The organism is Parafrankia soli (assembly GCF_001854695.1).
In the GTDB taxonomy this organism is placed as follows: domain Bacteria; phylum Actinomycetota; class Actinomycetes; order Frankiales; family Frankiaceae; genus Parafrankia; species Parafrankia soli.
This window is the reverse complement of record NZ_MAXA01000080.1, coordinates 12,576-39,305: the sequence shown is the minus strand read 5'-3', so window position 1 is coordinate 39,305 and position 26,730 is coordinate 12,576. Positions and strand designations below refer to the sequence as shown.

The 26,730-nt window shown below is 72.8% G+C and carries 18 protein-coding genes; 14 read left to right on the top strand and 4 right to left on the bottom strand.

Annotated elements, in window-relative coordinates:
* Positions 1–70 precede the first annotated feature (70 nt).
* Together BBK14_RS08605 and BBK14_RS08600 are read right to left on the bottom strand one after the other, a co-directional pair.
* Positions 71–664, bottom strand: coding sequence for a hypothetical protein (locus BBK14_RS08605; protein WP_071060819.1), 594 nt, complete (start codon positions 662–664; stop codon positions 71–73).
* 499 nt (positions 665–1,163) lie between these two features.
* Entirely contained in the window at positions 1,164–1,751 is a 588-nt protein-coding gene (locus BBK14_RS08600; RefSeq protein ID WP_071060817.1) for a hypothetical protein, read from the bottom strand.
* Positions 1,752–1,912: 161 nt separating this feature from the next.
* On the opposite strand from BBK14_RS08600, the gene BBK14_RS08595 reads away from it, so the two are divergent.
* From BBK14_RS08595 to BBK14_RS08560, 8 genes are all read left to right on the top strand, one after another.
* Positions 1,913–2,824: a phosphoribosylaminoimidazolesuccinocarboxamide synthase gene (locus BBK14_RS08595; protein ID WP_071060815.1), complete on the top strand. Its 912-nt coding sequence runs from the start codon at positions 1,913–1,915 to the stop codon at positions 2,822–2,824.
* A gap of 145 nt (positions 2,825–2,969) precedes the next feature.
* On the top strand, positions 2,970–5,501 hold the full coding sequence (locus BBK14_RS08590) for an MMPL family transporter (RefSeq protein WP_241831311.1): 2,532 nt from the start codon (positions 2,970–2,972) through the stop codon (positions 5,499–5,501).
* A 246-nt stretch (positions 5,502–5,747) separates the two neighbouring features.
* Positions 5,748–6,830, top strand: a complete 1,083-nt coding sequence (panC, locus tag BBK14_RS08585; RefSeq protein ID WP_071060813.1) for a pantoate--beta-alanine ligase — start codon at positions 5,748–5,750, stop codon at positions 6,828–6,830.
* A 3-nt stretch (positions 6,831–6,833) separates the two neighbouring features.
* On the top strand, positions 6,834–7,283 hold the full coding sequence (panD, locus tag BBK14_RS08580) for an aspartate 1-decarboxylase (protein WP_071060811.1): 450 nt from the start codon (positions 6,834–6,836) through the stop codon (positions 7,281–7,283).
* A 4-nt stretch (positions 7,284–7,287) separates the two neighbouring features.
* Positions 7,288–9,084: an L-aspartate oxidase gene (locus BBK14_RS08575; protein ID WP_071060924.1), complete on the top strand. Its 1,797-nt coding sequence runs from the start codon at positions 7,288–7,290 to the stop codon at positions 9,082–9,084.
* Positions 9,081–10,109 carry a carboxylating nicotinate-nucleotide diphosphorylase gene (nadC, locus tag BBK14_RS08570; RefSeq protein WP_071060809.1) on the top strand — a complete coding sequence of 343 codons (1,029 nt, stop codon included), beginning with the start codon at positions 9,081–9,083 and terminating at the stop codon, positions 10,107–10,109. The genes BBK14_RS08575 and nadC overlap by 4 nt, the downstream gene beginning before the upstream one ends.
* Before the next feature lie 58 nt (positions 10,110–10,167).
* Positions 10,168–10,929 (top strand): type III pantothenate kinase, encoded by a 762-nt coding sequence (locus BBK14_RS08565; protein WP_012157640.1) that lies wholly within the window; start codon positions 10,168–10,170, stop codon positions 10,927–10,929.
* A 177-nt stretch (positions 10,930–11,106) separates the two neighbouring features.
* Positions 11,107–12,060, top strand: coding sequence for an SGNH/GDSL hydrolase family protein (locus BBK14_RS08560; RefSeq protein ID WP_071060807.1), 954 nt, complete (start codon positions 11,107–11,109; stop codon positions 12,058–12,060).
* 9 nt (positions 12,061–12,069) lie between these two features.
* On the opposite strand, the gene BBK14_RS08555 is transcribed toward BBK14_RS08560, so the two are convergent.
* The gene (locus BBK14_RS08555; protein WP_071060805.1) at positions 12,070–12,606 is read right to left on the bottom strand and encodes a flavoprotein; all 537 of its coding nucleotides are present in this window, start codon (positions 12,604–12,606) and stop codon (positions 12,070–12,072) included.
* A gap of 149 nt (positions 12,607–12,755) precedes the next feature.
* Here BBK14_RS08555 and BBK14_RS08550 point away from each other — a divergent pair, with 149 nt between their 5' ends.
* The 6 genes from BBK14_RS08550 to BBK14_RS08525 all read left to right on the top strand — a co-directional run bounded on the left by BBK14_RS08550 (position 12,756) and on the right by BBK14_RS08525 (position 24,914).
* The gene (locus BBK14_RS08550) at positions 12,756–14,159 is read left to right on the top strand and encodes a ParA family protein (RefSeq protein ID WP_071060803.1); all 1,404 of its coding nucleotides are present in this window, start codon (positions 12,756–12,758) and stop codon (positions 14,157–14,159) included.
* Between the two features lie 634 nt (positions 14,160–14,793).
* A complete protein-coding gene (locus BBK14_RS08545; RefSeq protein ID WP_241831309.1) occupies positions 14,794–15,888 on the top strand; it encodes a Fe-S oxidoreductase in 1,095 nt (364 codons plus the stop codon).
* 553 nt (positions 15,889–16,441) lie between these two features.
* Positions 16,442–18,946: an ATP-dependent Clp protease ATP-binding subunit gene (locus BBK14_RS08540; protein ID WP_012157634.1), complete on the top strand. Its 2,505-nt coding sequence runs from the start codon at positions 16,442–16,444 to the stop codon at positions 18,944–18,946.
* A gap of 330 nt (positions 18,947–19,276) precedes the next feature.
* Positions 19,277–20,689 (top strand): purple acid phosphatase family protein, encoded by a 1,413-nt coding sequence (locus BBK14_RS08535; RefSeq protein WP_071060801.1) that lies wholly within the window; start codon positions 19,277–19,279, stop codon positions 20,687–20,689.
* A gap of 342 nt (positions 20,690–21,031) precedes the next feature.
* Complete coding sequence (locus BBK14_RS08530) at positions 21,032–22,813, top strand: PP2C family protein-serine/threonine phosphatase (protein WP_071060798.1); 1,782 nt, start codon at positions 21,032–21,034, stop codon at positions 22,811–22,813.
* 136 nt (positions 22,814–22,949) lie between these two features.
* Positions 22,950–24,914, top strand: coding sequence for an NAD-binding protein (locus tag BBK14_RS08525; RefSeq protein WP_420849137.1), 1,965 nt, complete (start codon positions 22,950–22,952; stop codon positions 24,912–24,914).
* Between the two features lie 42 nt (positions 24,915–24,956).
* On the opposite strand, the gene BBK14_RS08520 is transcribed toward BBK14_RS08525, so the two are convergent.
* Positions 24,957–26,696 (bottom strand): hypothetical protein, encoded by a 1,740-nt coding sequence (locus BBK14_RS08520; RefSeq protein WP_071060796.1) that lies wholly within the window; start codon positions 26,694–26,696, stop codon positions 24,957–24,959.
* Between the last annotated feature and the right edge of the window lie 34 nt (positions 26,697–26,730).

The following is a 26,730-nucleotide window of genomic DNA, read 5'->3' as shown; positions in this document are numbered from 1 at the left end:
CCGGGCTGGCCCAGCCCAGCCCGGCCTGGCCCAGGCCGGTCGGGTCGGGGGCAACGGGTGAAAGCCGAGGTCAGGTGTCGGGCCGGACGGGGTCCGGCCGAGTCGCCTCGGGCTGGGTGTCAAGGGCGCCGCGCAGCTCGTCGAGCTCCTCGGGCGCTACGAGGCCGCCCTCGGCCGCATGGTCGAGCAGGCTGGCCGCGGTGTCACGTGATCCCGACGCCAGCAGGTCGACGAGCGTGCGGGCCGCACTCGTCGCCCGCAGGCCGTGCACCTGCTCCTGCTGTTCGGCGGACATCGCGTCGTACCACAGCACGACGCCCTTGTTCCGCCGCCGCGAGGAACCGGGTGGCAGGAGCAGGTGGATCGGCTCGTCGTCCGAGCACGGCGGCAGGGTCGGGAACTCGTGCAGGCGCGCTGCCGTCAGGCCGCAGAGGGTGGCGCACGGCAGGACGAGCAGCGCCGCCTGACAGCGCCCAAGATAAGTGTCGCAGGTGGGGACGACATATCCGCCCTGGACGGGATTGAGCCAGTCCTCGTTCTGGACCAACTGATGTAGGCGATGGTCGGTAAGGCCGGCACAACGCGCCTGTACGCGCGTGAGCGCACCCTTCTGGCGGCACGCGACCGCCAGGGCCCGAGCAAGCGCGGGGTCGTGGCGACTCATGCCTTCCACGGTGCCAGGAGCAAATCCAGCCGTGCGCCGATATCCAGCCCTCGATCGATGATCTGGCTGAAAATTCTTCGATAGCCAACCGTCAGGCGCACTAAAGATATAAGCACGAATACGATTTCCCAATATTTTTGTCTTCCGGGTTCAGGGGTAGGGATCCCGGGCGGGCGCCGGCGGGACGAAGGGCCGGGGGCAGCCCCGGAGGTCTCGCCCCCGGGCCTCGTACACCCCGGCGACCCCTGGGGCCCGGCAGCCCGGGGACCCGGCGGCCCGGCGGCCCGGCGGCCTTCTCGCTCTTTCAGGCAGGGTTCCACCGGAAAAGCCACCCGAAACGGCGAGAAAGAAACGAAAAGGCGAGTAGTCGAGCGCCAGAATCGGTCCGGACCAGCCCGGACCGACCCGGATCCCAGCCACCCGCCCCCCACACCGCACCTTCGCGGATGCCCGAATACCGGCCACGCCTGGCCGGTTGCCGGCTACTTCTGGGCAACGGTCAGTGGATGGCGACCTCCAGGCCGATCAGAATGATGCCGAGTAGGGCGATTCCCGCGGTGTAGCCGGCGAGTCGCCAGCGGCGTAGGCCTCCCGCGCGCCCGGAGAACAGGCCCCATGCGCAGAGCAGCAGCAGCGAGGTCCACAGTGCCGCCTCCTGCGCGTCACTGACGCTCGCGCCGGCCGCACGGGCGACTGCCAGCACGGCGAGCGGCAGGAACGAGGCCCGGACCATCGGCCAGTTCTCGACCAGCGCGCGCCGGGCGCCAGACCAGCCGGCGTCGGCGTCGGCTCGGCGATCGGCTACGCGCCCGATGCCGTCACCGGTGTCGTGCCGGACGCGGTGGCCGATGGCGTGGGCGTAGCCGTGTGCCAGCCAGAAGACGACCATTGTCGTGGCGACCGCGGCGATGATCTCGGCGGCCGAGTCCTGATCAGGGTCCTGGGCGGCGATCAGGCCGGCGGCCAGCACCGTCCCGTAGACGGCGTGCCGGGGATGACCGGTTGGCGGGAAGAGGATGGCCCGGGCCGCGGCACGGAAGACGCCGTCGGCCGTTGAACCGCCCGCGGTGCCCCCGGCGCTCGCCACAAGGCGACATGCTGCCGGCGGCTGCCGGCATCCGCATCCCGACCAGGACCCCGGGCCGGTCGCCCCGGCCCGGGTCCGCCGCCGGGCAACCGAGCGGGGGCATCACGAAGAGGCACGTTGAGCGGGCGTCCCGGGCAGGAGGCTACCGGTACGGTCGGACCATGCCGCTGACACATGAGGAGTTCGCCGGGCTGACGCATCTCGGCTCGGGGAAGGTGCGTGAGCTGTTCGCGGTCGGGGATGACGCGGTGCTGCTCGTGGCGAGCGACCGGATCTCGGCCTTCGACGTCGTGCTGCCCACGGAGATCCCAGACAAGGGCGCGGTGCTCACCGGGCTCAGCCTGTGGTGGTTCGACCAGCTTGGTGATCTCGTCCCGAGCCATGTGATCAGTTCGAGTGTGGACGAGTATCCGGCGGAACTCGCGCCCTACGCCGAGCAGCTGCGCGGGCGCTCGATGCTGTGCCGCCGGCTCGACATGGTCCAGATCGAGTGCGTCGCCCGCGGTTACCTGACCGGCAGCGGTCTGAAGGACTACCGGCGCTCCGGCACCGTCAGCGGCCATCCGCTCCCCGCCGGCCTGGAGGATGGCAGCAGGCTGCCGAACCCGATCTACACGCCGTCGACGAAGGCACCGATCGGGGAGCACGACGAGAACATCAGCCGGGACGACGCGGCCGGCCGGGTCGGCACGGAGCTGGCGGCCGAGCTTGAGCGGCTCACCCTGCAGATCTTCGGGCGGGCCAGTGATCTGGCCGCCGAGCGCGGGATCCTGCTCGCCGACACCAAGTTCGAGTTCGGCCACGACGCGGACGGCGTGCTGCGGCTCGCCGACGAGGTGCTCACCCCGGACTCGTCCCGGTTCTGGCCGGCGGACGCCTGGACGCCGGGCGGCACGCAGCCGTCCTATGACAAGCAGTTCATCCGCGACTACCTGGTCAGCACGGGGTGGGACCGCAACCCGCCCGCGCCGGAGCTGCCCGACGACATCGTCGAGTCGACGCGCGCCCGCTATGTCGAGGCCTACGAGCGGCTGACCGGGATCTCGTTCAAGGACTACCTGTCCACCGCTTGACCGCCCACCGCGGCCGGGAACTGACCGGGGGTTAGCCCCACCTGGGGCCGCGAGCGAACCCCACCGGGCCACGGAGGGTTTCGGCACCTCAAACCTGGTAGCTCTCCGCAGTGACCAGGAACGGCCGGCACGAGATCGTCGTTCCATGCGCACGAGACCTCCGACAGCATCGACGCCGCGCCGCTCACCCGCCCCGTCGGGGTCCGGCGCCTCGGACGGGCCCGCCGGCCGCGGCCCACGCCACACCCACCGGGCCGCGCCGACCGGCGCGTCCCCCGGCGGCCCCACGCACGCCACCCACCTGGCCGCCCGCGCGGCCCGGTGGAGCGTGCGGCACCGCCGCCTCGCCATCGGCGGCTGGATCCTCGGCGTCGTGCTCGTCACGCTGCTGGGGAGCCTGATCGGGACCAGCACCCTCGGTGACGACGACTACAGCGTCGGTGAGGACGGGCGGGCCCAGAGCACCCTGGACGCGCACGGGTTCACCTCCCCCGCCAACGAGAACGTGCTGATCCAGCGGCCGGCGCAGGCTGCCAGCCCCGAGGAGCTGCTCGCCGACCCCGAGCTGCGGGCCGCCCTCGCGGACGTCGCCGCGCGGCTCGACGGCACCGGTGAGGTGACCAACCTGCGGGCGCCGATCGCGCTGCCCGGGGTGGAGGCGAACCCCGGGCTGGTGTCCACCGACCGTCGTTCGGTCATGGTGACCTTCGAGATGCGCGGTGACGAGGACACCGCCACCGACCGGATCGACCCGGTGCTGGCCGCCGTCGCGGCCGCGGCCGACGAGCATCCGGGGCTGCTCGTCGAGGAGGTCGGCGAGGCGAGTGCCGACAAGGCGCTCGGCGACACGATCGGCAAGGACTTCAAGCGGGCCGAGCTGCTCGCCATCCCGCTCACCCTCGGCATTCTGCTGGCCGTCTTCGGCGCGGTCGTCGCCGCGCTGGTGCCGGTCGCGCTCGCGCTGACCGCGTTCGTCGGGGCGCTGGGTGTCGTCGCCTTCACCAGCCGGCTGCTGCCCACGGACGAGACCGCGACCTCGGTCATGCTGCTCATCGGCCTGGCGGTCGGCGTCGACTACGCCCTGTTCTACATCCGCCGCGAGCGCGAGGAGCGAGCCGCCGGGCACAGCCCGCAACGCGCGCTGGAGATCGCCGCGGACACTTCGGGTCACGCCGTTCTGGTGTCCGGGCTGACGGTCGCCGTCTCGATGGCGGGCCTGCTGCTGACCGGGCTGAGCGTGTTCAGCGGGATCGCCGGCGGCACGGTCATCGTGGTGCTGATCGCGGTGCTCGGCTCGCTCACGGTGCTGCCGGCGGTGCTGTCCTGGCTGGGTGACCGGGTCGAGCTCCTGCGGCTGCCCTGGCACCGCCGCGCCGACGCCCGCGCCGCCGCCGCCAGCGCCCCGGGCGTGGACAGGAAGACCACGAGCACCACGAGCGTCGCCGGCACCGCTGGCGTCGATCTGACCCGGCCCGGCCTGACGGGACGGCTGCTGCGCCGCCCCGGCATCGTCGCGGTGGTCACCGGCGGGCTGCTGATCCTGCTGGCAGTGCCCGCCCTGGGGCTGCGGACCGTCGAACCAGGCATGGACGACATCCCCGACGATCTTCCGATCATGCAGACCTACGATCGGGTCCAGGCGGCCTTCCCGGGCGAGCAGACGGCCGCGGTCGTCGTGGTCTCGGCCGCCGACGTGCGGGCGCCGCAGGCGGTGGGAGCCATCGACGCGCTGCGCGAGCGGGCGCTGGCCAGCGGAATGATGTACGAACCGATCACCACCGAGATCAGCGCGGACGGCCAGGTCGCCAAGATCTCGATCCCGATCGCCGGCGAGGGCACCGACAACGCTTCGCTGCGGGTGCTCGACACGCTGCGCGGGGAGATCATCCCCAGCACGATCGACCCGGTCTCCGGGATGTCGGCGGACGTCACCGGGTGGACTGCCGGTTCGGCCGACTTCAACGCCCAGCTCAACGGGCGCACCCCGCTGGTGATCGGGTTCGTGCTGGTCCTGGCCTTCCTGCTGCTGCTGGCCGCGTTCCGCAGCGCCATCGTCGCCGCGGCGGCCGTCGCGCTGAACCTGCTGTCGGTGGCCGCGGCGTACGGCCTGCTCGTGGTGGTGTTCCAGCATCACTGGGCGGACGGCCTGCTCGGCTACACCTCGACCGGGGCCATCACCAACTGGCTGCCGCTGATGCTCTTCGTGATCCTGTTCGGCCTGTCCATGGACTACCAGGTGTTCGTGCTCAGCCGGGTCCGGGAGGCCTACGACTCGGGCCTGCCGATGCGCGACGCGGTGCTGGTCGGGGTCCGGCGTAGCGCGGGGGTGGTGACCAGCGCGGCCGTGATCATGGTGGCGGTGTTCAGCATCTTCGCCACCCTGTCGCAGGTGAGCATGAAGCAGCTCGGCGTGGGGCTCGGCGCGGCGATCCTGCTGGACGCGACCGTGATCAGGGTGATCCTGATGCCCGCCGTCCTGACGCTGATCGGCGAGCGGGCGTGGCGCCGCCGGCCCGTCGCCGACGACGACGACCGGGGGACGGCCGTCCCGGTGCCGGCGGGTGACCGCCGGCCGCAGCTCCCGGCGCAGGCCCCCGCGCCCGCCGTGCCCCCCGCACCCGCCGGCCACGGCCCGTTCTCCGGCATGGGCGACTTCCCCCGTCACCGCCAGGACTGACCGCGCAGGTCCAGTCACCGATTCCGTCCAGTCACCGCCCCCGGTCGCGCCGTAGCGGCCGGGGGCGGTGTGTCTTCTCGGGTCTCCGGCCGCGGCGCGAGCCGGCCCGATGCCGTCCCGGCCAGGCTTGCGCGGCGAAAGACGGCCCGGTCACAGACCGGGCCGGGGGAGGTTGCATGCGGGTTACAGTGTCCGGCGACGTCCGGTACCCCATCCGAGGACTGGAACGGACAGATGCCTGTTCACATGCCTGCCCAATCACCCGCCCGCCCGATTTCCGGGCCGGCCGCACCGACCTCGCTGCCCTCGCCGGCCGCACCGACCTCGCCATCGGCGTCAGCCGGACCGGGGGGCGGGACCACCGCCTCCGGATCACCGATCCGAACGGGCCGGCCCACCGTCGCCCGCACCCGCGCCGAGCTCGCCGCCCTGCTGAGCGAACCCGCCGCGTCCCCCGTCGGGAACGGCCCCGCGCGGGGGGTGCGCGCCGTCGTGATGACGATGGGCGCCCTGCACCGCGGGCACGCCGAGCTGATCAGAGCGGCCCGGCGCCGGGCCGACCAGGTGGTGGTCACAATCTTCGTAAACCCGCTGCAGTTCGGGCCGGGTGAGGATCTCGACCGCTACCCCCGCGCCTTCGAGGCAGACCTCGATCTCTGCGCGCGCGAGGGTGTCGACGCCGTCTACGCCCCGGCCCAGGTCCATGATCCCGCACCGCTGGTCACCCTGAGTGCCGGCCCGCTCGGCGACGTCCTCGAGGGGGCGTCCCGGCCGGGCCACTTCGACGGGATGCTCACCCTGGTCGGCACGATGCTGCACCTCGTGCGCCCTGATGTGGCCTTCTTCGGCCGCAAGGACGCCCAGCAGCTCGTCTGCATCCGCCGGATGGTCGCCGACCTGGCGTTCCCGGTGGAGATCGTCGGAGTACCGACGGTGCGGGACACCGACGGTCTCGCCCTGTCGAGCCGAAACGCCTACCTTGGGCCGGAGCAGCGGCGCAGCGCGCTGGCGCTCTCCCGGGCACTGTCCGCCGGCACCGGGCAGGCTGGAGCGGGCGCGGCGGCCGTACTGTCCGCGGCCCGGTCGGTGCTGGCCGCCGAGCCGGGTGTGGGCGTCGACTACCTGACGCTGGCCGACCCGTCCGATCTCGGGCCGGTCGAGGTCGGGCCGGCGCTGCTGCTGGTCGCCGCCCGGGTCGGGAACACCCGGCTGATCGACAACGTCGAACTCGTCCTGACGGGGGCCGGGCCGGCCCCCGTCGACGACGAAGCCCGCAGCAAAGACCACAACGAGGCTCGCAACGACGCCGGCAAGGGCAAGGAGGTCTGACCGGTGTTCCGGACCATGCTCAACTCGAAGATCCACCGGGCGACGGTCACCCAGGCCGACCTGCACTACGTGGGCTCGGTGACGATCGACGCCGACCTGATGGCGGCCGCCGACCTGCTGCCCGGCGAGCAGGTGACGATCGTCGACATCAACAACGGCGCCCGGCTGGAGACCTACGCGATCAGCGGCCCGGCCGGCAGCGGAATCATCGGGATCAACGGGGCGGCCGCCCGGCTGGTCCACCCCGGCGACCTCGTCATCATCATCTCCTACGGGATCATGGATGACGCCGAGGCACGCCGGCACGTCCCGAAGGTCCTGTTCGTCGACGCGGAGAACCGGATCATCGGGCAGGGCGGTGATCCGGCGGCGGCGCTGCCGGGCGATCCGTCCAGCCTGCGGGGCGACGTCCTGGACCCGGCCGGCGCTCGCGGCCTGGGCGGGGGGGCGTAGCGAGGTGCCTGTTCTTCCGCACCGACTCGGCGCGCCCCGTCCGGGCTGGACCAGGCACGCCGACATCGTGGTCATCGGGTCCGGAATCGCCGGGCTCACCACCGTGCTGCACGCGCGCGCGGCGAGCCCGGACAGCCGCGTCCTGCTGGTCACCAAGGCCCTGCTGGACGCCGGATCGACCCGCTGGGCCCAGGGCGGCATCGCCGCGGCCCTGGGCGTCGGGGACTCCCCGGCCGAGCACCACCGCGACACCCTCGTGGCCGGGGTCGGCCTGTGCGACCCGGTGGCGGTCGACATCCTGGTCACCGAGGGTCCCGCCCGGGTGCGGGAGCTCGCGGCGCTCGGCGCCCGGTTCGACCGGGAGCCCGACGGGGCGCTCTCACTCACCCGCGAGGGCGGCCACCTGCGCGATCGCATCGCGCACGCCGGTGGCGACGCCACCGGGCTGGAGGTGGAGCGCGCCCTGATCGCCGCCGTGCGCGCCGACCCGTCCATCGAGGTGCTCGAGCACGCGCTCGTCCTCGACCTGCTCACGGACCGAGGCGGGCGGGCGGTCGGAGCCACGCTGCACGTGCTCGGCGAGGGCAGCCGGGACGGCGTCGGCGCCGTGACGGCACGCGCGATCGTCCTGGCCACCGGTGGCATGGGGCAGATCTTCGCGTCGACGACCAATCCGGCGGTCTCCACCGGCGACGGGGTGGCGCTCGCCCTGCGTGCCGGGGCGGTCGTGACCGACCTGGAGTTCGTCCAGTTCCATCCGACGGCACTGTGGCTGCCTGAGCACGAGTCGGGCCAGCAGCCGCTGGTCAGCGAGGCTATGCGCGGCGAGGGCGCGCTGCTGGTGGACGCGGCCGGCCGGCGGGTGATGGCCGGCGTCCACCCGCTGGCCGACCTGGCGCCCCGGGACGTCGTCGCGAAGCGGATGTCGCGGGTGATGGCCGAGCAGGGGGTGCGCCACCTGTTCCTCGATGCCCGCCACCTGGGCACCGAGACGCTCCTGCGCCGGTTCCCGACCATCACCGCCCGGTGCCGGGCCGCGGGCATCGACCCGGTGACCACGCCGATCCCGGTGGCCCCGGCGGCGCACTACGCCAGTGGCGGGGTCCGCACCGACGTGTGGGGGCGCACGAGCGTCCCCGGGCTGTACGCGTGCGGGGAGGTCGCCTGCACGGGAGTGCACGGGGCGAACCGGCTGGCGTCCAACAGCCTGCTGGAGGGGCTGGTGTTCGCGGCGCGGATCGCCGAGCACATCGCCGGGCTGCCCGGGGTCCGCCCGGTGGACGGACCTGGCGGCACGCCGTCCACCGGGGAGCCGACGGGCGCGCGGGGATCGGGCCTGACCGATCCGACCGAGCGCGGTGACCTGGCCCGGGTGATGACCGACGGGGCGGGCGTCCTGCGCAGCGCCGAGAGCCTGCGGGCGACGTCCAAGATGCTCGCCGGCCTCGGTGACCTGCGGGTCAGCGGGGCGACCGTGCAGGCCGGGCCGGCGGCCTGGGAGATGACGAACCTGCGCACGGTGGCGACCGCGCTGGTCGCGGCGGCGGAGCTGCGCACCGAGACCCGCGGCTGCCACTGGCGCGAGGACTTCGGCGCCCGCGACGACGAGCACTGGCGCGGGCATGTGCTGACCAGGCTGGATCAGGAGGGGAAGCTGATCGTGACCTACGAGGCACCGCCGGCCGAGGAACGGTCGAACGGGGCACGCGCGGCGCAGGGCCCGTCGGCCCGGTCGCAGGCCCCGTCAGCCCCGTCAGCCCCGTCGGGCCGGTCGACGGCGTCCCAGGCGCGGTCGGCGTGAGTGGCGGGCGGCCGGGGCCGCCGCTCGGCCCCGACCAGCTTTCGGCCGCCGTCCTCGCGGGGCTGAAGTCCGCGGGGCTGGAGGCGGCGGCGGTCCTCGACGTGATCGGTCGGGCCCTCGCCGAGGATCTTCCCGTGGCCACGTCCCCGCAGGTCAGCGGGGCACCCCGGCCGGCGGACGAAGCAGCCCCGCCAGGTGGTGAGGCGGCCCCGCAGGTGGGCGAGCCGGCCTGGGCGGTCGACGCGACGTCCGCGGCGACCGTGGACGCGGCGCTGATCAGTACCGGTTCCGTGGTCTCCCGGGCGGACGGCGTGGTGGCGGGCGTGCCGGTCGCCGCGGCCGTGTTCGAGGTGCTGCTCGGCGCCGCGGTCACCGTGACGCCGACGCTCGCCGACGGGGACCGGGTCGTTCCGGGCACGGAGGTGCTCCGGGTGCGTGGTCCCGTCCGTGGGCTTCTCACCGCCGAGCGGACCGCGCTCAACCTGCTCTGCCACCTCTCCGGGGTGGCCAGTGTGACCCGGCTGTGGGCCGACGCGGTCGCCGGCACCGGCGCGGCCGTCCGCGACACCCGCAAGACCCTGCCCGGGCTGCGCGCGCTGGAGAAGTACGCGGTGCGCTGCGGCGGCGGGCGCAACCACCGGATGTCGCTGGCCGACGCCGCGCTGGTCAAGGACAACCACGTGATCGCGGCCGGCGGCGTGGCGGCGGCGTTCACCGCGGTGCGCGCCCGGTACCCGAACCTGCCCGTCGAGGTCGAGTGCGACACCGTCGAGCAGGTCGTCGAGGCGGTCGGCGCCGGAGCCGACCTGATCCTCTGTGACAACATGTCCCTGGACGAGCTGCGCGCGTCGGTCGCCGTCTCCCGGCCGGCCGGGGTCCTGTTGGAGGCGAGCGGCGGGCTCACCCTCGACGTGGCCGCCGCGGTGGCCGCCACCGGGGTCGACTTCCTCGCCGTCGGCGGGCTCACCCACTCGGCGCCCGCGCTGGACCTCGGCTTCGACCTCGCGGTGCCGGCTCCCCGCTGACGCCCGCGCACCGCGCGCACCCCACCCCCCGAGCGGACAGACCCTGGACGGCCGAAACATGCTGCTGACGATCGACGTAGGCAACACGAACACCGTGCTGGGTGTTTTCGACGGCGATCAGCTCGCCAACTCGTGGCGGGTCCGCACCGACCCGAGAGCGACCGCCGACGAGCTGGGCTGGCTCTACCGCGGCCTCCTCGGCGACCACCCGATCGGCGGTGTCTCGGTGTGTTCCACCGTGCCGGCCGCCCTCCGGGAGATCCGCCGGATGGTCAGCCGGACGTTCCCGGCGATGCCGACCGTCGTCGTCGAGCCCGGCACCCGCACCGGGGTGCCGATCCTCATCGACAACCCGAAGGAGGCCGGCGCCGACCGGATCATGAACACGCTGGCCGCCCACCACCTCTACGGCGGCCCGGCGATCGTGGTCGACTTCGGCACGGCCACGAACATCGACGTGGTGTCCGCGCGGGGCGAGTTCCTCGGCGGGGCGTTCGCGCCGGGCATCGAGGTCGCGCTGGACGCGTTGGCCTCCCGTGCCGCACAGCTGCGCAACGTCGAGCTGACCACCCCCCGTTCGGTGATCGGCAAGAGCACCGTCGAGGCACTGCAGTCCGGGATGATCTACGGCGTCGTCGGCCAGGTGGACGCGCTGGTCCGCCGCATCCGGGCCGAGCTGGGCACACCGGCCACCACGATCGCCACCGGCGGCCTGGCCCCGCTGGTGATCAAGGAGAGCGAGACCCTCGACAATCACGAGCCGCACCTGACCCTGATCGGGCTGCGGCTTGTCTTCGAGAAGAACACCGAACCGCGCTGAGGCGAAGTCCGGGAAGACCCGGTCCGCGCCGTCTCTATCGGATTTCCGACAACCATCCGGGCGCCGCCGGACGGAACAGCCGGACTCCGCGGTAATCCGGTGACGCGCCGCCAGCTACATCCCCGTTCCGGGCAGGAAACCGTCCGGCACCGGCGTGCCCGGGTTAGCCTTTCCCTCATGCGGCACAGCACGGGGGCGACCTCACGATTCGGCGGCCCGCACGGCCGGCACGACCGGACGGCACTGTTCAGCCGAACAGCGACGTTCAACCGAACAGCGCCGTTCACCTGGACGGTACTGTTCGTCTCGGCCGCACTGTTCGTTCTCCTCGGGACACCGATGGGGACGGCCGGGGCGGCGACCGCGGCCCCGGGAACGCTGACCGTGGCCGCGCTGGGCGACTCGTACTCCTCCGGCGAGGGAACGCCCCCGTTCGAAGCGGCCTTCGCGAGCTGCCGCCGCAGCGCCGGGGCGTGGCCACGGCTGCTCGCCACCCTCGACCCGCCGGCCACCAACGTCCTGCACGCGGCGTGCGGGGGCGCGACGACAGAGGCCATGACCAAGCCTCAGCGGGGCTCTCCGCCCCAGCTCGAACAGCTGCGCGCCCTGCCGACCCCACCGGACGTGGTGACGCTGACCATCGGCGGCAACGACGCCGGGTTCAGCCAGGTCATGTTCAGCTGTGTCGCATGGAAGTGCTTCTGGGACGGCGACGACCGCCGCCGGCGGGACTACGTCGAGGACGTGCTTCCCGACGTCCTGGTCGCCACCTACAAAGAGGTGAAGGCCGCGGCGCCGCACTCCCGGATCGTGGTCGTCGGGTATCCCACCGTCGTTCCGCGGTCCCAGAGCGACAACACCTGCCGATGGCTCGACAAGAGTGAGCGCCGCCAGCTCGCCAGCCTGAACAACGCGCTCAACCGGACTATCCGCAGAGCGGCGTCCGACGCCGGTGTCGAGTACGTATCGACCGATCGGTCTCTGCGCGGGCATGAAATGTGCACCAAGGACTCCTGGGTGAATCCGATCGGCCTTTTCGGCGCGAGCCGGAGTCTCAGCGCCCATCCGACCCGGGCCGGCCAGGAGGCCCTGGCGAAAACCGTCCACAGGGCCCTCTTCGACGACCGCTGACGGCTGGCGTCAGCCCGCGGCGGACCGGAGCTCGGCGAGCACCCGGCGGGTGTCGGCCGTCTCCCAGCCGCCGGCGGCCAGGCCGGGATCGCGCGCCGTCCAGCGGTCGAGCAGCCGCACGCCGGCGCCGCGCAGCGTGCGGCACGACGCTGCGAAGGCCGGATGGGCCGCCTGCGGCTCCGCCAGGCAGGGCGCCGCGACGACCGGGAGACCGAGGCCGAGCGCCTCGGTGAGCAGCCCCAGCACGAGGGTGTCCGCGATGCCGGCCGCCCACTTGTTGATCGTGTTGAAGGTCGCCGGGACCACCACGAAGGCGGCCGGCGGCGGGAGGACGTCGGGCTGGCCCGGAAACTTGTAGTCGGTGCGCACGGGATGTCCCGTGGCCGCGGCGAGGGCAGGCAGGTCCAGCCAGGCGGCGGCCCGCGGCGTCGTCACGACGCACACGTCCCAGCCGTCCCGGCGGGCCTCGGTGGCGAAGTCCGCGGCGGCCAGCGCGGGCAGCGCCGCGCACACGACGTGGTAGAGCACTCGCGGTGAGGTCGTCATGGCTGCCAAGTCTCGGTGGCCGCGCCGTCTCGTCCCGCGGACTTGCCGAATCGGCACCGCGAGCGCGCCGACTGCGGGAAGAATGTCTCGTCCGTGCCACTATGAACGACCGGGGCCGCGGGATCCTCCGGTCGACGACGGGGAGGCGCATGTCCGCCGCAGTGGTCGCGTTCTTCAACAACAAGGGCGGCGTGGGCAAGACGTCCCTCGTCTACCACCTGGCGAACATGTACGCCGACCTCGGCCGGCGCGTCCTCGCGGCTGATCTCGACCCACAGGCGAACCTGACCGCCTCCTTCCTGGACGAGGACACGCTCGAACGCCTGTGGCACCCCGAGGCCCGGCGGTCCGCCGCACCGGCGCGAACCATCCACGGGATGCTGCGCCCGCTGATCGAGGGCACCGGCGACATCGCGCCCGCGCCCGGCCAGCTGGTCGGCGACAACCTCGTCCTGCTCCCCGGCGACCTGGAGCTCTCCGGCTTCGAGGACGAGCTCTCGCAGGCCTGGCCACGTTGCCTCGAGGGGCCCGGCAACCCCCGGGCCTTCCGCGTCATGAGCGCGCTGGGCCGGCTGGTGCGCGCGGTGGCCGACCTGCACGACGTCGAGATCGTGGTGATCGACGTCGGCCCGAATCTCGGCGTGATCAACCGGGCCGCCCTGGTGGCCAGCGACCATGTCGTCGTCCCGCTCGCCCCGGACCTGTTCAGCATGCAGGGCCTGCGCAACCTCGGCCCGGCCCTGCGGGCGTGGCGCGACGGCTGGGCCGACCGGCTGGCCCGGGCCCCGCGTGACGTCACAGGCCTGCCAGGTGGCGGTATGCGCCCCCTCGGTTACGTCATGCTGACACCGCACGGGCGCTCCGACCGGCCGTCGCGCGCGCACAGCCGCTGGATCTCCCGCATGCCGACGGTCTACGCCCAGGAGGTCCTCGGCGTCGCTCCCCGGGTGCCGGTCGACATCGCCGTCGATCAGCACTGCCTGGCCCAGGTGCAGCACTACCGCAGCCTCATGCCGCTCGCGCAGCTCGCCCGGCGGCCGGTCTTCGCGCTGCGCCCGTCGGACGGCATCGTCGGAAGCCACCTGCAGACCACACAGCGCGCCTACCGCGACTTCTCCACGCTGGCCGTCCGGATCGCGCGCCGGATGGCCGAGGCCGAGCGGCGGCCCGGTCCCCGGGAGCTGGAGCCGGCGCCTCGGGTGGATCACCGCCCCGTGGGTGGACGGCCGCCGGGCACGAGCCCCACGGCAGGTCCGGCGGCAGGTCCCATGGCAGGTCCCGCTGCAGGCCTCACGGTAGGTCTCGGGGCGGGAGGCGGTCCGCGCCCGGCCCTCGGCCCCGACGCCGAGGTGGCCCTGAGCCGGGTTCCTCTCGCCCGGAGCGAGACCGCTCCGCGCGCGGCGCTCGCCGCCGGCCCGGCCGCGAGCGTCTCCACCAGCCCGGACTCCGTCGGCCCGGTCTCGATGGCCGCTCCCCTGCCGCCGGGGCTGCCACCCACCGTCGCCATGCCCCGGGTGCGTCCCGACCGCCCCCGCCCCGGCCGCGCCGGCTGACTCGGCCAACTCCGGATCAGGGAACCGTGGCGCAGGTCGCGTCGGCGCCACCCCGGCCTCCCACTGTGATGCCGGACCGCCGAGGGCGCGGGGTATAAGGTCAACCTCACTTGCTGATCTCGTGGACATGGCCCTGGCTCGGGTCAGTCTCGGGTCAGGCGCGTCACAGGTCAGTTGGGTCACAGGTCAGATCGGTCACAGGTCGCCGAGTTGCCCAGTCGCGTAGGTCGGCCACGGCGAATCCGTCCGCGGTCGGTTCAGTGGTCCTGCGCGCGGGGCAGGCAAAGAAGATAGAAGGTGGCACCCGGCGGGCCCGTCCGCCGAGCCGTCGGCGGTCGGGCCGGGTCCACCAGGGCGGACGCGGCTGGGTAGCGGACGTTTCCGGGTGAACCCGGACATCACGCGCGCCAAACCTTCGGCGGACTGTGACGAATCCGTCTTGCCGACCGGCGAGCCCGGGACCAGCCGCGATGTTCTCGGCGCGGTGGCGGGTGGGCGACGCCGAGTTGACGGAGACGGTCAAGTTAGGCTTACCTAACACCATGTCTTCCGCAACGCCTCTCCGGTCGCACCCAGGGCCAGCGGCGGCCTTCCCGGTGGCAGTCCTCCCGACGAGGACCCTGTCCCCGACGCCGTGCCCGGCCCGCCCGCCCAGCGGGACGGTGGCGGCGCGATCGACTGCCGGACCACGCAGATGATTCCGGCCCAGAACTGCGCGACCCGGCCCGTCGGCCTGGCGGGTTTCGGCTCCACCCTGCGAGCGGTGGCCCCGGCCCTCGACCACCGCCACGCGATCGCCGGGTCGCCCGAGCCGGCCGACGGCTGGATCGACGCCACCGACCTGCGCAGCCCCGCGGGGCTGGACGCGGCGCTCGGCGTCATCCGCGATCATCACCAGGCCAGCGCCGAGGTCGCCGTCAGCTACCTCACCGCCTGGTATGCGGCGACCATCGTCGGGCCGGCCGTCACCGCGTTCGTCCTCACCCGCCGGGTCCCCGACCTCGACCCGGCCGGGATCTCGGTGCGCTGTCGCGAAGGCGGCTGGTTCGACGCCACCGCGTTCCGAACGCGGCGGATGACGATCATGCACTCGGATCCCGTCCTGACGGCGCCGGTGCCGGCGCGGATCGCATCAGAACTGATCACCCAGGCCGGCGGCCCCGTCACCGAACAGGTGTTCCCGGCCAGCGCCTACGACCGCTACCCGGACAGCGTCGGCCCCCCGGACAGCGCCAGTTACCCGGACAGCGTCGGCTACCCCGAGGGCATCACAGCGGACGACCCGATCGAGGTCGTGGAGGCCGTGGCCGACGTCGAGACGCTGCGCGCGCGGCTGGTGAGCCAGATCGTCGGCCACCTCGAGCCCGTGCTCGCCGACCTGCGCCCGCGGGCCCGTCTCGGCCACGCGGCGCTGTGGGGCGCCGTCGCCGCGCAGTGCGGCCGTGCCTTTCTTCTCACCGAACGGGTGAGTGGTGATCCCCACGCCGGCCGCCTGGAGGCGGACGCCTTCTTCGCGAGCGCGTCACCGCCGCTGCGGGCGAGACCGACCTGGCAGCAGTTCGTCCATCGCGGCCGGCCGTACACGGGCATGCGGCGCGGCTCGTGCTGCCTGGCGCACCGGGTCACCGCCGAGTTCTGCACGGCGTGTCCGTTCGTGGCCGCCGAGGAGCGCGAGAACCGGCTCCGGGAGTGGATCGACACCCAGGGTCCCGGCGGTCTGGCGGTGTGAGCCGACATCCACGGGGCAGGCTCGAACGAGGCCGGGCGTGGTCTGGCCGGACGTGGTCTGACCGCGCGCGCTCCAGTGGGATGCGCTCTGGTCGGATCTGGGCCTGGGCGCACCCGACCTGGTCAGACGTGATCTCAACGTGGCCTGAATCACACCGAAGGGCCACCTGAGTATCGGTTACCGTCGGTAGTGCTGGATTCGGGTCCAGCCGGTGGCCAGGGCCCCAGACACCCGTTCCCGCCACCGTTCCCGGAGCATCGCGGCTCCGGTTACAAGTTCTGATCATCTGCCCGTCGAGCCCCGGCCACGAACTGTCGGGGTCACCATGTCGTTCCGCTCTTGGCGGAACCACGTGACGGAATCATGCCTGGTCGGCCACGGTTGCGATGAACGTCTCCGCTGGTCGGCCGGCAATCCGGCCGCGACGCCGTCCCCGACGAGGGGGACGGTTCCGGCGGGTAGGTTTCTGTTCGATGCGTGAGGACATGCCTCGGCGGAGCTAGCATGCGGATACCGGCTGTCGTGTGGTCGGTCGCAGCTCGAAGGAGCGCACATGTTCGAGAGGTTCACCGACCGGGCACGTCGGGTCGTCGTCCTGGCCCAAGAAGAGGCCAGGATGCTCAACCACAACTACATCGGGACCGAGCACATCCTGCTCGGCCTGATCCACGAGGGCGAGGGCGTCGCCGCTAAGGCCCTCGAGTCGCTCGGGATCTCGCTCGAGGGTGTGCGGTCACAGGTCGAGGAGATCATCGGGCAGGGTCAGCAGGCGCCGAGCGGGCACATCCCGTTCACGCCCCGGGCCAAGAAGGTCCTCGAGCTGTCCCTGCGTGAGGCTCTCCAGCTCGGCCACAACTACATCGGCACCGAGCACATCCTGCTCGGCCTGATCCGCGAGGGCGAGGGCGTCGCCGCCCAGGTGCTGGTCAAGCTCGGCGCGGACCTCAACCGGGTCCGTCAGCAGGTCATCCAGCTCCTGTCCGGCTACCAGGGCAAGGGCGACCCGGCGACCGCCGGCGCCCCGGCCGAGGGAACGCCGTCGACCTCGCTGGTCCTCGACCAGTTCGGCCGCAACCTCACCGCGGCCGCTCGTGAGTCCAAGCTCGACCCGGTCATCGGGCGCGAGAAGGAGATCGAGCGCGTCATGCAGGTGCTGTCGCGCCGGACGAAGAACAACCCCGTCCTGATCGGCGAGCCCGGCGTCGGCAAGACCGCCGTCGTCGAGGGGCTCGCGCAGGCGATCGTCAAGGGCGAGGTCCCCGAGACCCTGAAGGACAAGCAGCTCTACACCCTCGACCTCGGCGCGCTCGTCGCCGGGTCCCGCTACCGCGGTGACTTCGAGGAGCGGCTGAAGAAGGTCCTCAAGGAGATCCGCACCCGCGGCGACATCATCCTGTTCATCGACGAGCTCCACACGCTCGTCGGTGCGGGTGCCGCCGAGGGCGCGATCGACGCCGCCTCCATCCTCAAGCCGATGCTGGCGCGCGGGGAGCTGCAGACGATCGGCGCGACCACACTGGACGAGTACCGCAAGCACCTGGAGAAGGACGCCGCTCTCGAGCGGCGGTTCCAGCCGATCCAGGTCGCGGAGCCGTCGGTGGCGCACACCATCGAGATCCTCAAGGGTCTGCGCGACCGGTACGAGGCGCACCACCGCGTCTCGATCACCGACGCCGCCCTGGTGGCCGCGGCCTCCCTGGCCGACCGCTACATCTCCGACCGGTTCCTGCCGGACAAGGCCATCGACCTGATCGACGAGGCCGGCTCCCGGATGCGCATCCGCCGGATGACCGCTCCGCCGGACCTGCGGGAGTTCGACGAGCGCATCGCGAACGTCCGCCGGGACAAGGAGTCCGCGATCGACGCGCAGGACTTCGAGAAGGCCGCGTCGCTGCGCGACAAGGAGAAGACCCTGCTGGCCGAGAAGGCCAAGCGGGAGAAGGAGTGGAAGGCCGGCGACATGGACGTCGTCGCCGAGGTCGGCGACGAGGAGATCGCGGAGGTCCTCGCGATCTGGACCGGCATCCCGGTCTTCAAGCTCACCGAGGAGGAGACCGCGCGTCTGCTCCGCATGGAGGACGAGCTCCACCGCCGGGTCATCGGCCAGGAGCAGGCCATCAAGGCCGTCTCCCAGGCGATCCGGCGCACCCGCGCCGGCCTGAAGGACCCGAAGCGCCCCGGCGGCTCGTTCATCTTCGCCGGCCCGTCCGGTGTCGGTAAGACGGAGCTGTCGAAGACGCTGGCGGAGTTCCTCTTCGGCGACGAGGACTCGCTCATCCAGCTCGACATGTCCGAGTACATGGAGAAGCACACCGTCTCGCGGCTGGTGGGCTCCCCGCCCGGCTACGTCGGGTACGAGGAGGGCGGCCAGCTCACCGAGCGGGTGCGACGCAAGCCGTTCTCCGTGGTCCTCTTCGACGAGGTCGAGAAGGCCCACCCGGACGTCTTCAACACGCTCCTGCAGATCCTGGAGGACGGTCGCCTGACCGACTCCCAGGGCCGGCTGGTCGACTTCAAGAACACCGTCCTGATCATGACGTCGAACCTGGGCACCCGGGACATCTCCAAGGGCCCCGGCATCGGGTTCGCCACCGGCCAGGGCGCGGTCGACTACGAGCGGATGAAGGCGAAGGTCCAGGACGAGCTCAAGCAGCACTTCCGGCCTGAGTTCCTCAACCGGATCGACGACATCATCGTCTTCCACCAGCTCTCCGAGAACGAGATCATCCAGATCGTGGATCTCATGCTCGCCCGGGTCGACAGCCAGCTGAAGAACAAGGACATGGCGCTGGAGCTCACGCCGGCCGCCAAGGCCCTGCTCGCCAAGCGTGGCTACGACCCGGTGCTCGGCGCCCGGCCACTGCGCCGGACGATCCAGCGGGAGATCGAGGACATCCTGTCCGAGAAGATCCTGTACGGGACGCTGCGTCCCGGCGAGATCGTGGTCGGCGACGTCGAGGGTGAGGGCGAGGAGGCGAAGTTCGTCTTCCGCGGCGAGCCGAAGCCGAACTCGGTGCCGGACTCCCCGCCGATCGACCTCGCCAAGTCCAGCGAGTGACATCGGGCCGCAGGACGCCCAGCGCGTGAGGTGACGGCCGGTTCCGCCTTGGAGCGGGCCGTCGCCCACCCGGGCCAGACCCATCCGAAGGGCGGTTGCGCGCCAGCGCAGCCGCCCTTCGGCGTGAGCGGCCATCAGCAACCAGCCGTAGCCATTCGCAGCCAGCCCCGTAGCCAGCCGTAGCCACCGGAAGTCATGCCTCACAGCCTTCGCGGTCCACGACGTTCCCGGTCACGATCCTCCGAGTCGCCGGCCTCCGCACCACGAGACGCCGCACCACTAGACGCCCCGCCGCGGCCCGGCGGAGGGCCGTCGCACGCCGAGCACGGGGTGCACCTCGCCTTCGGCGCGGATCCGGCGACGTCGATGGTGGTCTCCTGGATCACCAGGGAGCCCGTCGTCCGGCCGCTGGCCCGGGTGGTCACGGGCACCGCCGAGGCAGTCCGCGAGGTCGGGGCCGGCACCAGGTCGTACACGGACGCGGTTACCGGGTGGGAGATCTACGCGCACCACGCGCTGCTGGACGAGCTGGCGCCGGACACCGAGTACACCTACGAGATCACGTACCAGACCACGGCGGCCGGGGTCGTCCGCGAGGTGGGCCGGGCGTCGTTCCGGACGGCCCCCCGCGGCCGGGCCGCCTTCACCTTCGCCTGCTTCGGCGATCACGGCACCGACGCGTCCGACAACCCGTTCGGCACGCCGGCCTCCAGCGCGCTCGTCGCCGGCGTCGAGCGGGTGGACCCGCTGTTCACCCTGGTCGACGGCGATCTGGCCTATTCGAACGTCAGCGACGTCCCGCCGCGGGCCTGGGCGGACTGGTTCGCGATGATCAGCACCTCGGCCGCGCGCCGCCCGTGGATGCCGAGTGTCGGCAATCACGAGACCGAGCGGGGAAACGGAGCGCTGGGCCTCGCCGCTTACCAGACCTACTTCCAGCCGCCGGACAACGGCGAGGAGCCGTACCTGGCCGGCCTCTGGTACGCCTTCACAGTGGGTGGCGTACGGTTCGTCGTGCTCAGCGGCGACGACGTCTGCTACCAGGACGCCGGCCGCGTCTACCTGCACGGCTACAGCTCGGGTCGGCAGACCGCCTGGCTCGAGCGGCAGTTGGCCGAGGCCCGGGCGGACCAGGCGGTCGACTGGATCATCGTGGTCCTGCACCAGGCAGCAGTCTCCACAGCGGAGTTCCACAACGGTGCGGACCTCGGCCTGCGCGAGGCCTGGCTGCCGTTGTTCGACCAGTACGGCGTCGACCTGGTGATCTCCGGGCACGAACACCACTACGAGCGCACACACCCGCTACGGGGGGTTGTGGACGGCAGCGCGACGCTGACCCCGCGGCCGGTCCCGGGCTCGGTGTCCGTCGCGGGGGGCGGCGGGGGCGGTACTGCCACGCTCGACACGTCCGCCGGGACGGTGCACATGCTGATCGGCACCGGCGGCTCGTCCACGCCGTCGGCCGGGCAGCTGTTCGACCCGCCGGCCTGCCGGGTGGTCGTCGGGGTGCGGGAACGGGAGCCAGGGCAGCGGCAGCGCTCCTCGATCCGTGCGGTCGAGCCGGCCCCGTGGCTGGCGGCCCGCTTCCCCGAGCATCCGTACGCGTTCGCCGCGCTCACGGTCGATCCGGGCGAGCCGGGCGGGACGACCCGCATCCAGGTCACCGTCTACGACTCGGCGGACGCCGTGCCCGTGCCCTTCGACACCTTCACCCTCGCCCGCCCGCGCGCCGACGCGACCTGATCCGCCGCGCGCCAGGCGACCTCCCCGTACCCGCCCGCCGACGCGACCTCATCCGCCGCGCCCGCTCGGCGCCACATCCCGACCCGTTTTCGGGATCGACAGGCCCTTCCGGTGACGCCGCACTTCCGGCGATACTGACCTTTGGGTGATACGGACGGGAACCCGACACCTGCTGCCGGTGGCCGGCAGGCCCCTGACGCGGCACCGGTGGAATCAGCAGCTTTCTGTCGCAGTCCTGACACCGGCCCGGTCTTCGCCGAGTTGTTGCCTTTGGTTATGTATGGAGACGGCTGCCGACACGTCCTATAGCGTGATCGGGTTGTCGTGGCGGGGACGGAGGCCATGGGTAGCTCACTGGTACCGATCATGCTCATCGTGGTGCTTCTGGTGGGCGCGGTGGTTTTCGTCGTCCTGTCCAGTCGCGCACCACGCACCGGCTACGGATCCGGGCGCAAGCGCTCGCTGGAGACGAGACGCTCGCGGCCCGGCAGCATCCCGCTGCGCGACGCCCCGGAGCCGTCGGCTCCGGCCGCGCCGGACACGCGCGCGCCGGACCCGCAGTCACCAGACGGCGTCGTGCCCGGCTTCACCGCGCCCGCGAGCGCTCCCGCCGCGGTGGAGGTGGCGCAGGCCGCGGACGGCACGAGTCGCGGCACCGACAGCGCGGCCGATCCTGGCCCGGACACCGGCTCCGCCTGGAGTGACGGTTCCGCCTGGGACGACAGCGGGTGGGGCGACGCCGACGCCACCCGCATCGACAGTCTGCGCGATCCCGGCCACGGGCCTCCCGGCACGGGGGGAAGTACAGCGAATGACACCGACACGGTCGCGTCCGCTACGGAAAGCGGCGGGACCGGAGGTCACAATATCGGTGGCGCGTACACGTCACGCGCCGATACCGGCGCGGCGCCGGCGGATCCGTCCCATGCGGGGGCGTACTTCGCCGGAGCCGCACAGCCCGGCGGGCCCCACGCCGGTGCCCACGGCACGGGGGGTATCGACGTGAGTGGACTCGACTCAGGCGGCAGGGACACCTACATGAACGACAGCCGAGACCCGGACGCCACCGGGTGGACTCCGCCCCCCAGCGGGCGCCCGCACCATGGCGAGACGGACGACGCCGCCTACCGGCTCGCGGTCGACGACCACGACCCGCTCGCCGGTGGCTTCCCGCACCAGGGGTCGTCGGGGTACTCCGGACCGGCCTCCTACCCCGACCCGACGGCCGGCGAGACGATGCGGATCGGCTCGACCGCGCCGACCGGGCCCGGCGCCGGCGGGTACGGGGCGGCCCCGGTGGGTGGCGAGACGGTCTGGGGCGCGCCGCCCGCGGCGGCCTCACCTGCGATGACCGCGCCGACCGTGCCCACCCCCGACCCCTCCGCGCCCGGCCTGGTCGCGGCCGAGCCGGCCCAGACCACGGCTCCCGCCCTGCGGCTGGCCGCGGCCGGCCGCACCCGGCGCGGCAAGCGCGGCGGCCCCAACGAGGACGCCTACGTCGTGTCCGACGGCCTGCTCGCCGTCGCCGACGGCGTGGGCGGGGAGGCCGCCGGCCAGATCGCCTCGACGCTGACGGTCACGACGGTGGCCGGGTTCCGTCCCCAGTACGCCGAGGACCCGGCCGACGGGCTGCGCCAGGCGGTCGCCCGGGCGAACCAGGTCGTGCGGGAGAAGCCCCGGCAGGAGCCGTCCTGGCGAGGTATGGCCTGCACCCTCGACGTGGTCATCCTCGGCCGCCAGCAGTCGACGGGCGAGACGCTGTTCATCGCCCACGTCGGCGACAGCTCCGTCTGGCTGCAGCCGCAGAAGGGCCGACCGCGCCAGGTCACGACGCCGCACGCCATCAAGAACGGCCCGCTGCTCAACGCCATCGGCCTGGCCGACCGGATCGAGGCCGACATCCTGCGCGAGGCGGTGCGGGCCGGTGACCGGGTGATCCTCGCCAGTGACGGCATCACGAAGGTGATGACCCCGGAGCAGCTGCTGGGGCTGATGACCGAGCTCGGCCCGGAACCACCGGAGCGGGCCGCGGACGCCCTGGTCGAGGCGGCGCTGCTGGCCGGCGCCCGCGACGACACGACCATCGTCGTCGCCGACCTGGTCTCGGAGCCGTCGGCGCGATGACGGCTCACCGCCCGGAGTGACCGCCGGCGGTTCCCGAGGTCCGTCGGGCGGTCCGGGTCCTCCCGGTCCGTCCGGCAGACCGGGCCGGTTAGGCCGGCTCGCCCGGGTACTGGACCCGCGCCACCTGCTGGGGGGGGTGGTGGCGCGGGCGGCGCGGCTCTACGCGACGCTGCTGTTCGGCCGGATGGGGCGGATCGGCCGATGGCTGCGCCGCCACCTGCTCGGCACGTTCCTCGTGCTCGGGCTGATCGCCCTCGTGCTGAGCCTCATCGGCTCGTACCAGCACTTCTCCGCGGAGCCCGAGACGTTCACCTGGGCGAACGTGATCTTCTTCGCCTCGACGCTCTTCCTCGCCGACGGCACGATGTTCGAGAACGGCGGGCAGTTCCCCCCAGCGCTGGAGATCGCCCGTTTCCTCGCCCCGCTGGCGACGGCCGTCGGTGTCGCCGACGCCGCCAGCGCCCTGTTCGCGCACCGGTTCGAACGGTTCCGCGCCCGGCACGCGCACCGGCACGTCATCGTCTGCGGCACCGGGCCGACCGCCTCCGCGCTCGTGGACAAGCTCGTCGGGAACAGCCGGGTCGTGCTCGTCGCCGAGGACGCCGAGCGGGAGTATCCCGACGCGGAGCGGCCCCCGAACCTGCTGAGGGTCATCGGTGACCCGGTGGAGCGGCTCGTCCTGGCCAGCGCGGGGATCATGCGGGCCGACGTCGTCTACAGCTGCCTGGACGACACCGCCTCCAACCTCGCCGTCGCGCTCACCGCCCGTGGCGTCGTGCGGACCAGCCGGGCCGGCAGCCGCCGGATCTCCTCCGCCCGGCTGGACCATCCGCTGCGCTGCCTGGCCCAGGTGGGCGACCTCTCGCTGCTGCCGCACCTGCGGGCCCGCCGCATCGGCCTGGAGAACGACCCTGGCTTCCGCCTCGACTTCTTCGCGGTGGAGGTGCTCGGCGCGCACGCCATGCTGAACGGCAACGCGCCTGCCTGGGCCCGGCCGGACGAGTTTCCCGACCTGCGGGCGCGCCCGGCGCCGGTCGTCGTTCTCGGGATGTCCGACCTGGGCCAGGCCGTGGTGATGGAGCTGGCGCGGCGCTGGCGCGACTACAGCTCGCCCGGCTCGCCACCGCTGCGGATCGTCCTGTCGGGGCGGAACGCGACCGTCGAGGCCGCGGCCATGCGCTCGCGGGAGCCGGCGCTGGCCCGGGTCGAGCTGTTGGCCAACGACAGTCCGTCCGGGGAGCTGCCCGTGGCGGTCCTCGAGCTCGACGACCCGGTCGAGGGCACCCGGACCGTCCCGCCGGAGTTCGTCTACGTCTGCCACGGCGACGAGGAGGAGGCGCTGCTGCGCGGGCTGGAGGTGGCGCGCACGCTGGGCGCCGCCAGCCTCGGCGAGCATGGCACCCGGGTCGTCGTGCGCACCGGCCGGCAGCGCAGCTTCGAGGACGTCTTCGGCCCGCGCGAGGCGCCCGACCCGGACGGCCCCGACGACGACCCGGACGCGCCCGTCCCGCCGCCGCCCGGCCCGGGGCGGCGTGGCGGCGGTGCGCTGCTGGACGACGTCCAGGGCGGGTTGCGGTTCTTCGCGGTCAACGACGAGGCGCTGCCCCTCGATCCCGGGGCGAATGACCTCATCGAGCGCTTCGCGCGGATCATCCACGAGAAGTACCTGTTCAAGGAGATGACCGGCGGCGCGGTCCTGCGTTCGCGGCGGAGTTTGCGCCCCTGGGACGAGCTGGACGACGATCTGCGGGCCGCCAACCTGGCGCAGGCGATCGGGTACAGCGACGTCCTGCGCCGGCGGAACTGGATGCTGATGCCGGCCGGGGAGCACGACCMGGAGTTCGTCTTCACGCCGGAGGAGCTGGAGGAGCTCGCCCAGGCGGAGCATGCCCGCTGGCGGCGCGAGCGGGAGAGCCGCGGGGTGCGGTACGGGCCGGTGGAGCGGGGCGGCTCCGATCCGCGTCACCCGTCCCTCGTCGACTGGGAGCAGCTCTCCCCGGCGGACCAGGACCGCGACCGCGACGTGGTGCGCAACATGCCCCAGGTGCTGGCCACAGCCGGCCTGCGCATCGTGCGGATGACACCGCGCCCACCCGACTGACCGCCCACCCGGCTGACCGCTCGCCTGGCTGGACCCGCCGCGTCAGTGCAGGCGGTGGTCGGCCGGGCAGTCAAGGGCGCTGGCCCGGGTCAGGCCGTCCACGGAGAGCCGGGCGGACAGGCGCACGGCGCCGGCCGACTGGGTGAGGATGCCCGTCCAGCCCCCAGCGGCCCGGAACACGCAGGCGTCACCCTCAGTCAGTTGCCAGTACGGCGTGTAGTGCACCAGGACCGTGGCGACCCCCGGGCTGGCGAACGACACCGCGACGGAGCTGACGCCCAGCTCGGTGAGGGTCGCCGGGCCCCGCACGAGGCCGGACGAATCCCGGACCAGCCAGACCTTCCAGTCGGCGTTCTGCCAGGCCAGCTCCAGGTAGGGCAGGCCGGACCGGAGCAGCTTGGCCTCGGCGACCGCGGACGGGTCGAGGTCGACGTTGGGCAGCGCGACATACGTGACGCCGCGGGCCAGCAGCCACTCGTGGTAGGTCTCGGCGGTGAGCGTCCCGTCGTAGAACAGGGCGTTGTACTTGCTGTCGAGCTGGCGAAGCCAGCCCCGGGCCATGGGCAGCTTCGGGGCGACGTACCGGGCCTCCCAGTGCGCCTGGGTGAAGGGGATCTCGACCCGCCCGGCCGGTACCGGCCCGCCGTTGTCAAGGTAGCCCAGCAGGTCGGTGTAGTACCCGGGAGCGGCGGACGGATCACCATGAGTCACGAACGCGCCGTGGATGGGCCCGATCTGCCATCCGATCAACGGGATGGCGACCAGCGCGAGCGCCCGCGGCCGGGTGGCCAGGAACACCGCGGCGGCGGGACCGGCGAGAAGCGTCGCCGGACGGGTGATGTTCCCCCCGACCTGGGTGGGCACGAAGAAGAACACGATCGCCGCGCCCGCCCACAGCAACAGCCCGTTGCGGACCGCCCGGTGCTCCTTCGGAACAAGGAGCAGCCCGCCACCGATCAGGGCGAGCAACGACAGGAAGGTCACAGCCGGGAAGGGCTGGTAGCCCTCCTCCGGGAAGGCGAGGGCGACGATGATCCCGGCTCCGGCCCCGCCGAAGGCGAGGATCACGCGGCGGGGCAGCGACCCGGTCAGCGCCAGCGCCAGCCCCACCATGAGCACGAACCCGGCGGCCAACGGCGAGGCCAGCGAGGCCAGCACCGCCCCGGCCCACACCAGCCACACCCGGCGCTCGCGTGCCCCGACCAGCGCGACCGCGCCGAAGGCCATCCCGAGCGCGAAGGGCATCCGGCCGACCACCAGATTGGCCACGGTGGCCACCGCGAACCACAGCAGCGGCAGGTCCTGACCGCGGCGCACCCCCGGCCCGCGCAACAGCCTGGTGACGGCGACGGTCGACGCGACGCACGCGAGCGCCCCCACCGCCTGCACACCCAGGAGGGCGCCCAGTGGGGGGAACAGGACGCTGTAGCCCGGTATCGTATGGCCGCCGTACCAGCCGTCGTCCCACAGCACCGCGCCGCCGTGCTCGAACAGCCACACCCGATACTCCTGGGCAGGGGTGTCGGGGCCGGTCACATCGAGGCACACGCAGATCAGGCACAGGACGGCGGTCAGCAGCCAGGGGCGCCGCCGCACCGCCGTACCCAGGGTCACGGCCCCCTCGACCAGCCTGTTACGGCGACGGGGTCCCACGGCGAGGCAGGAGATCTGTGCGAGTGAGTCGTGGCGACGCCCGGTTCCGCCCGGCCGGGGGATCCCCGACGCGGCCGGGGCGTCCACGGTGGTTCCGACCGGTGGTTCGGGCGTCGCGAGCAGACCCACCCGCCACCTCCCCACCTTCCGCCGCCGGTCCGTC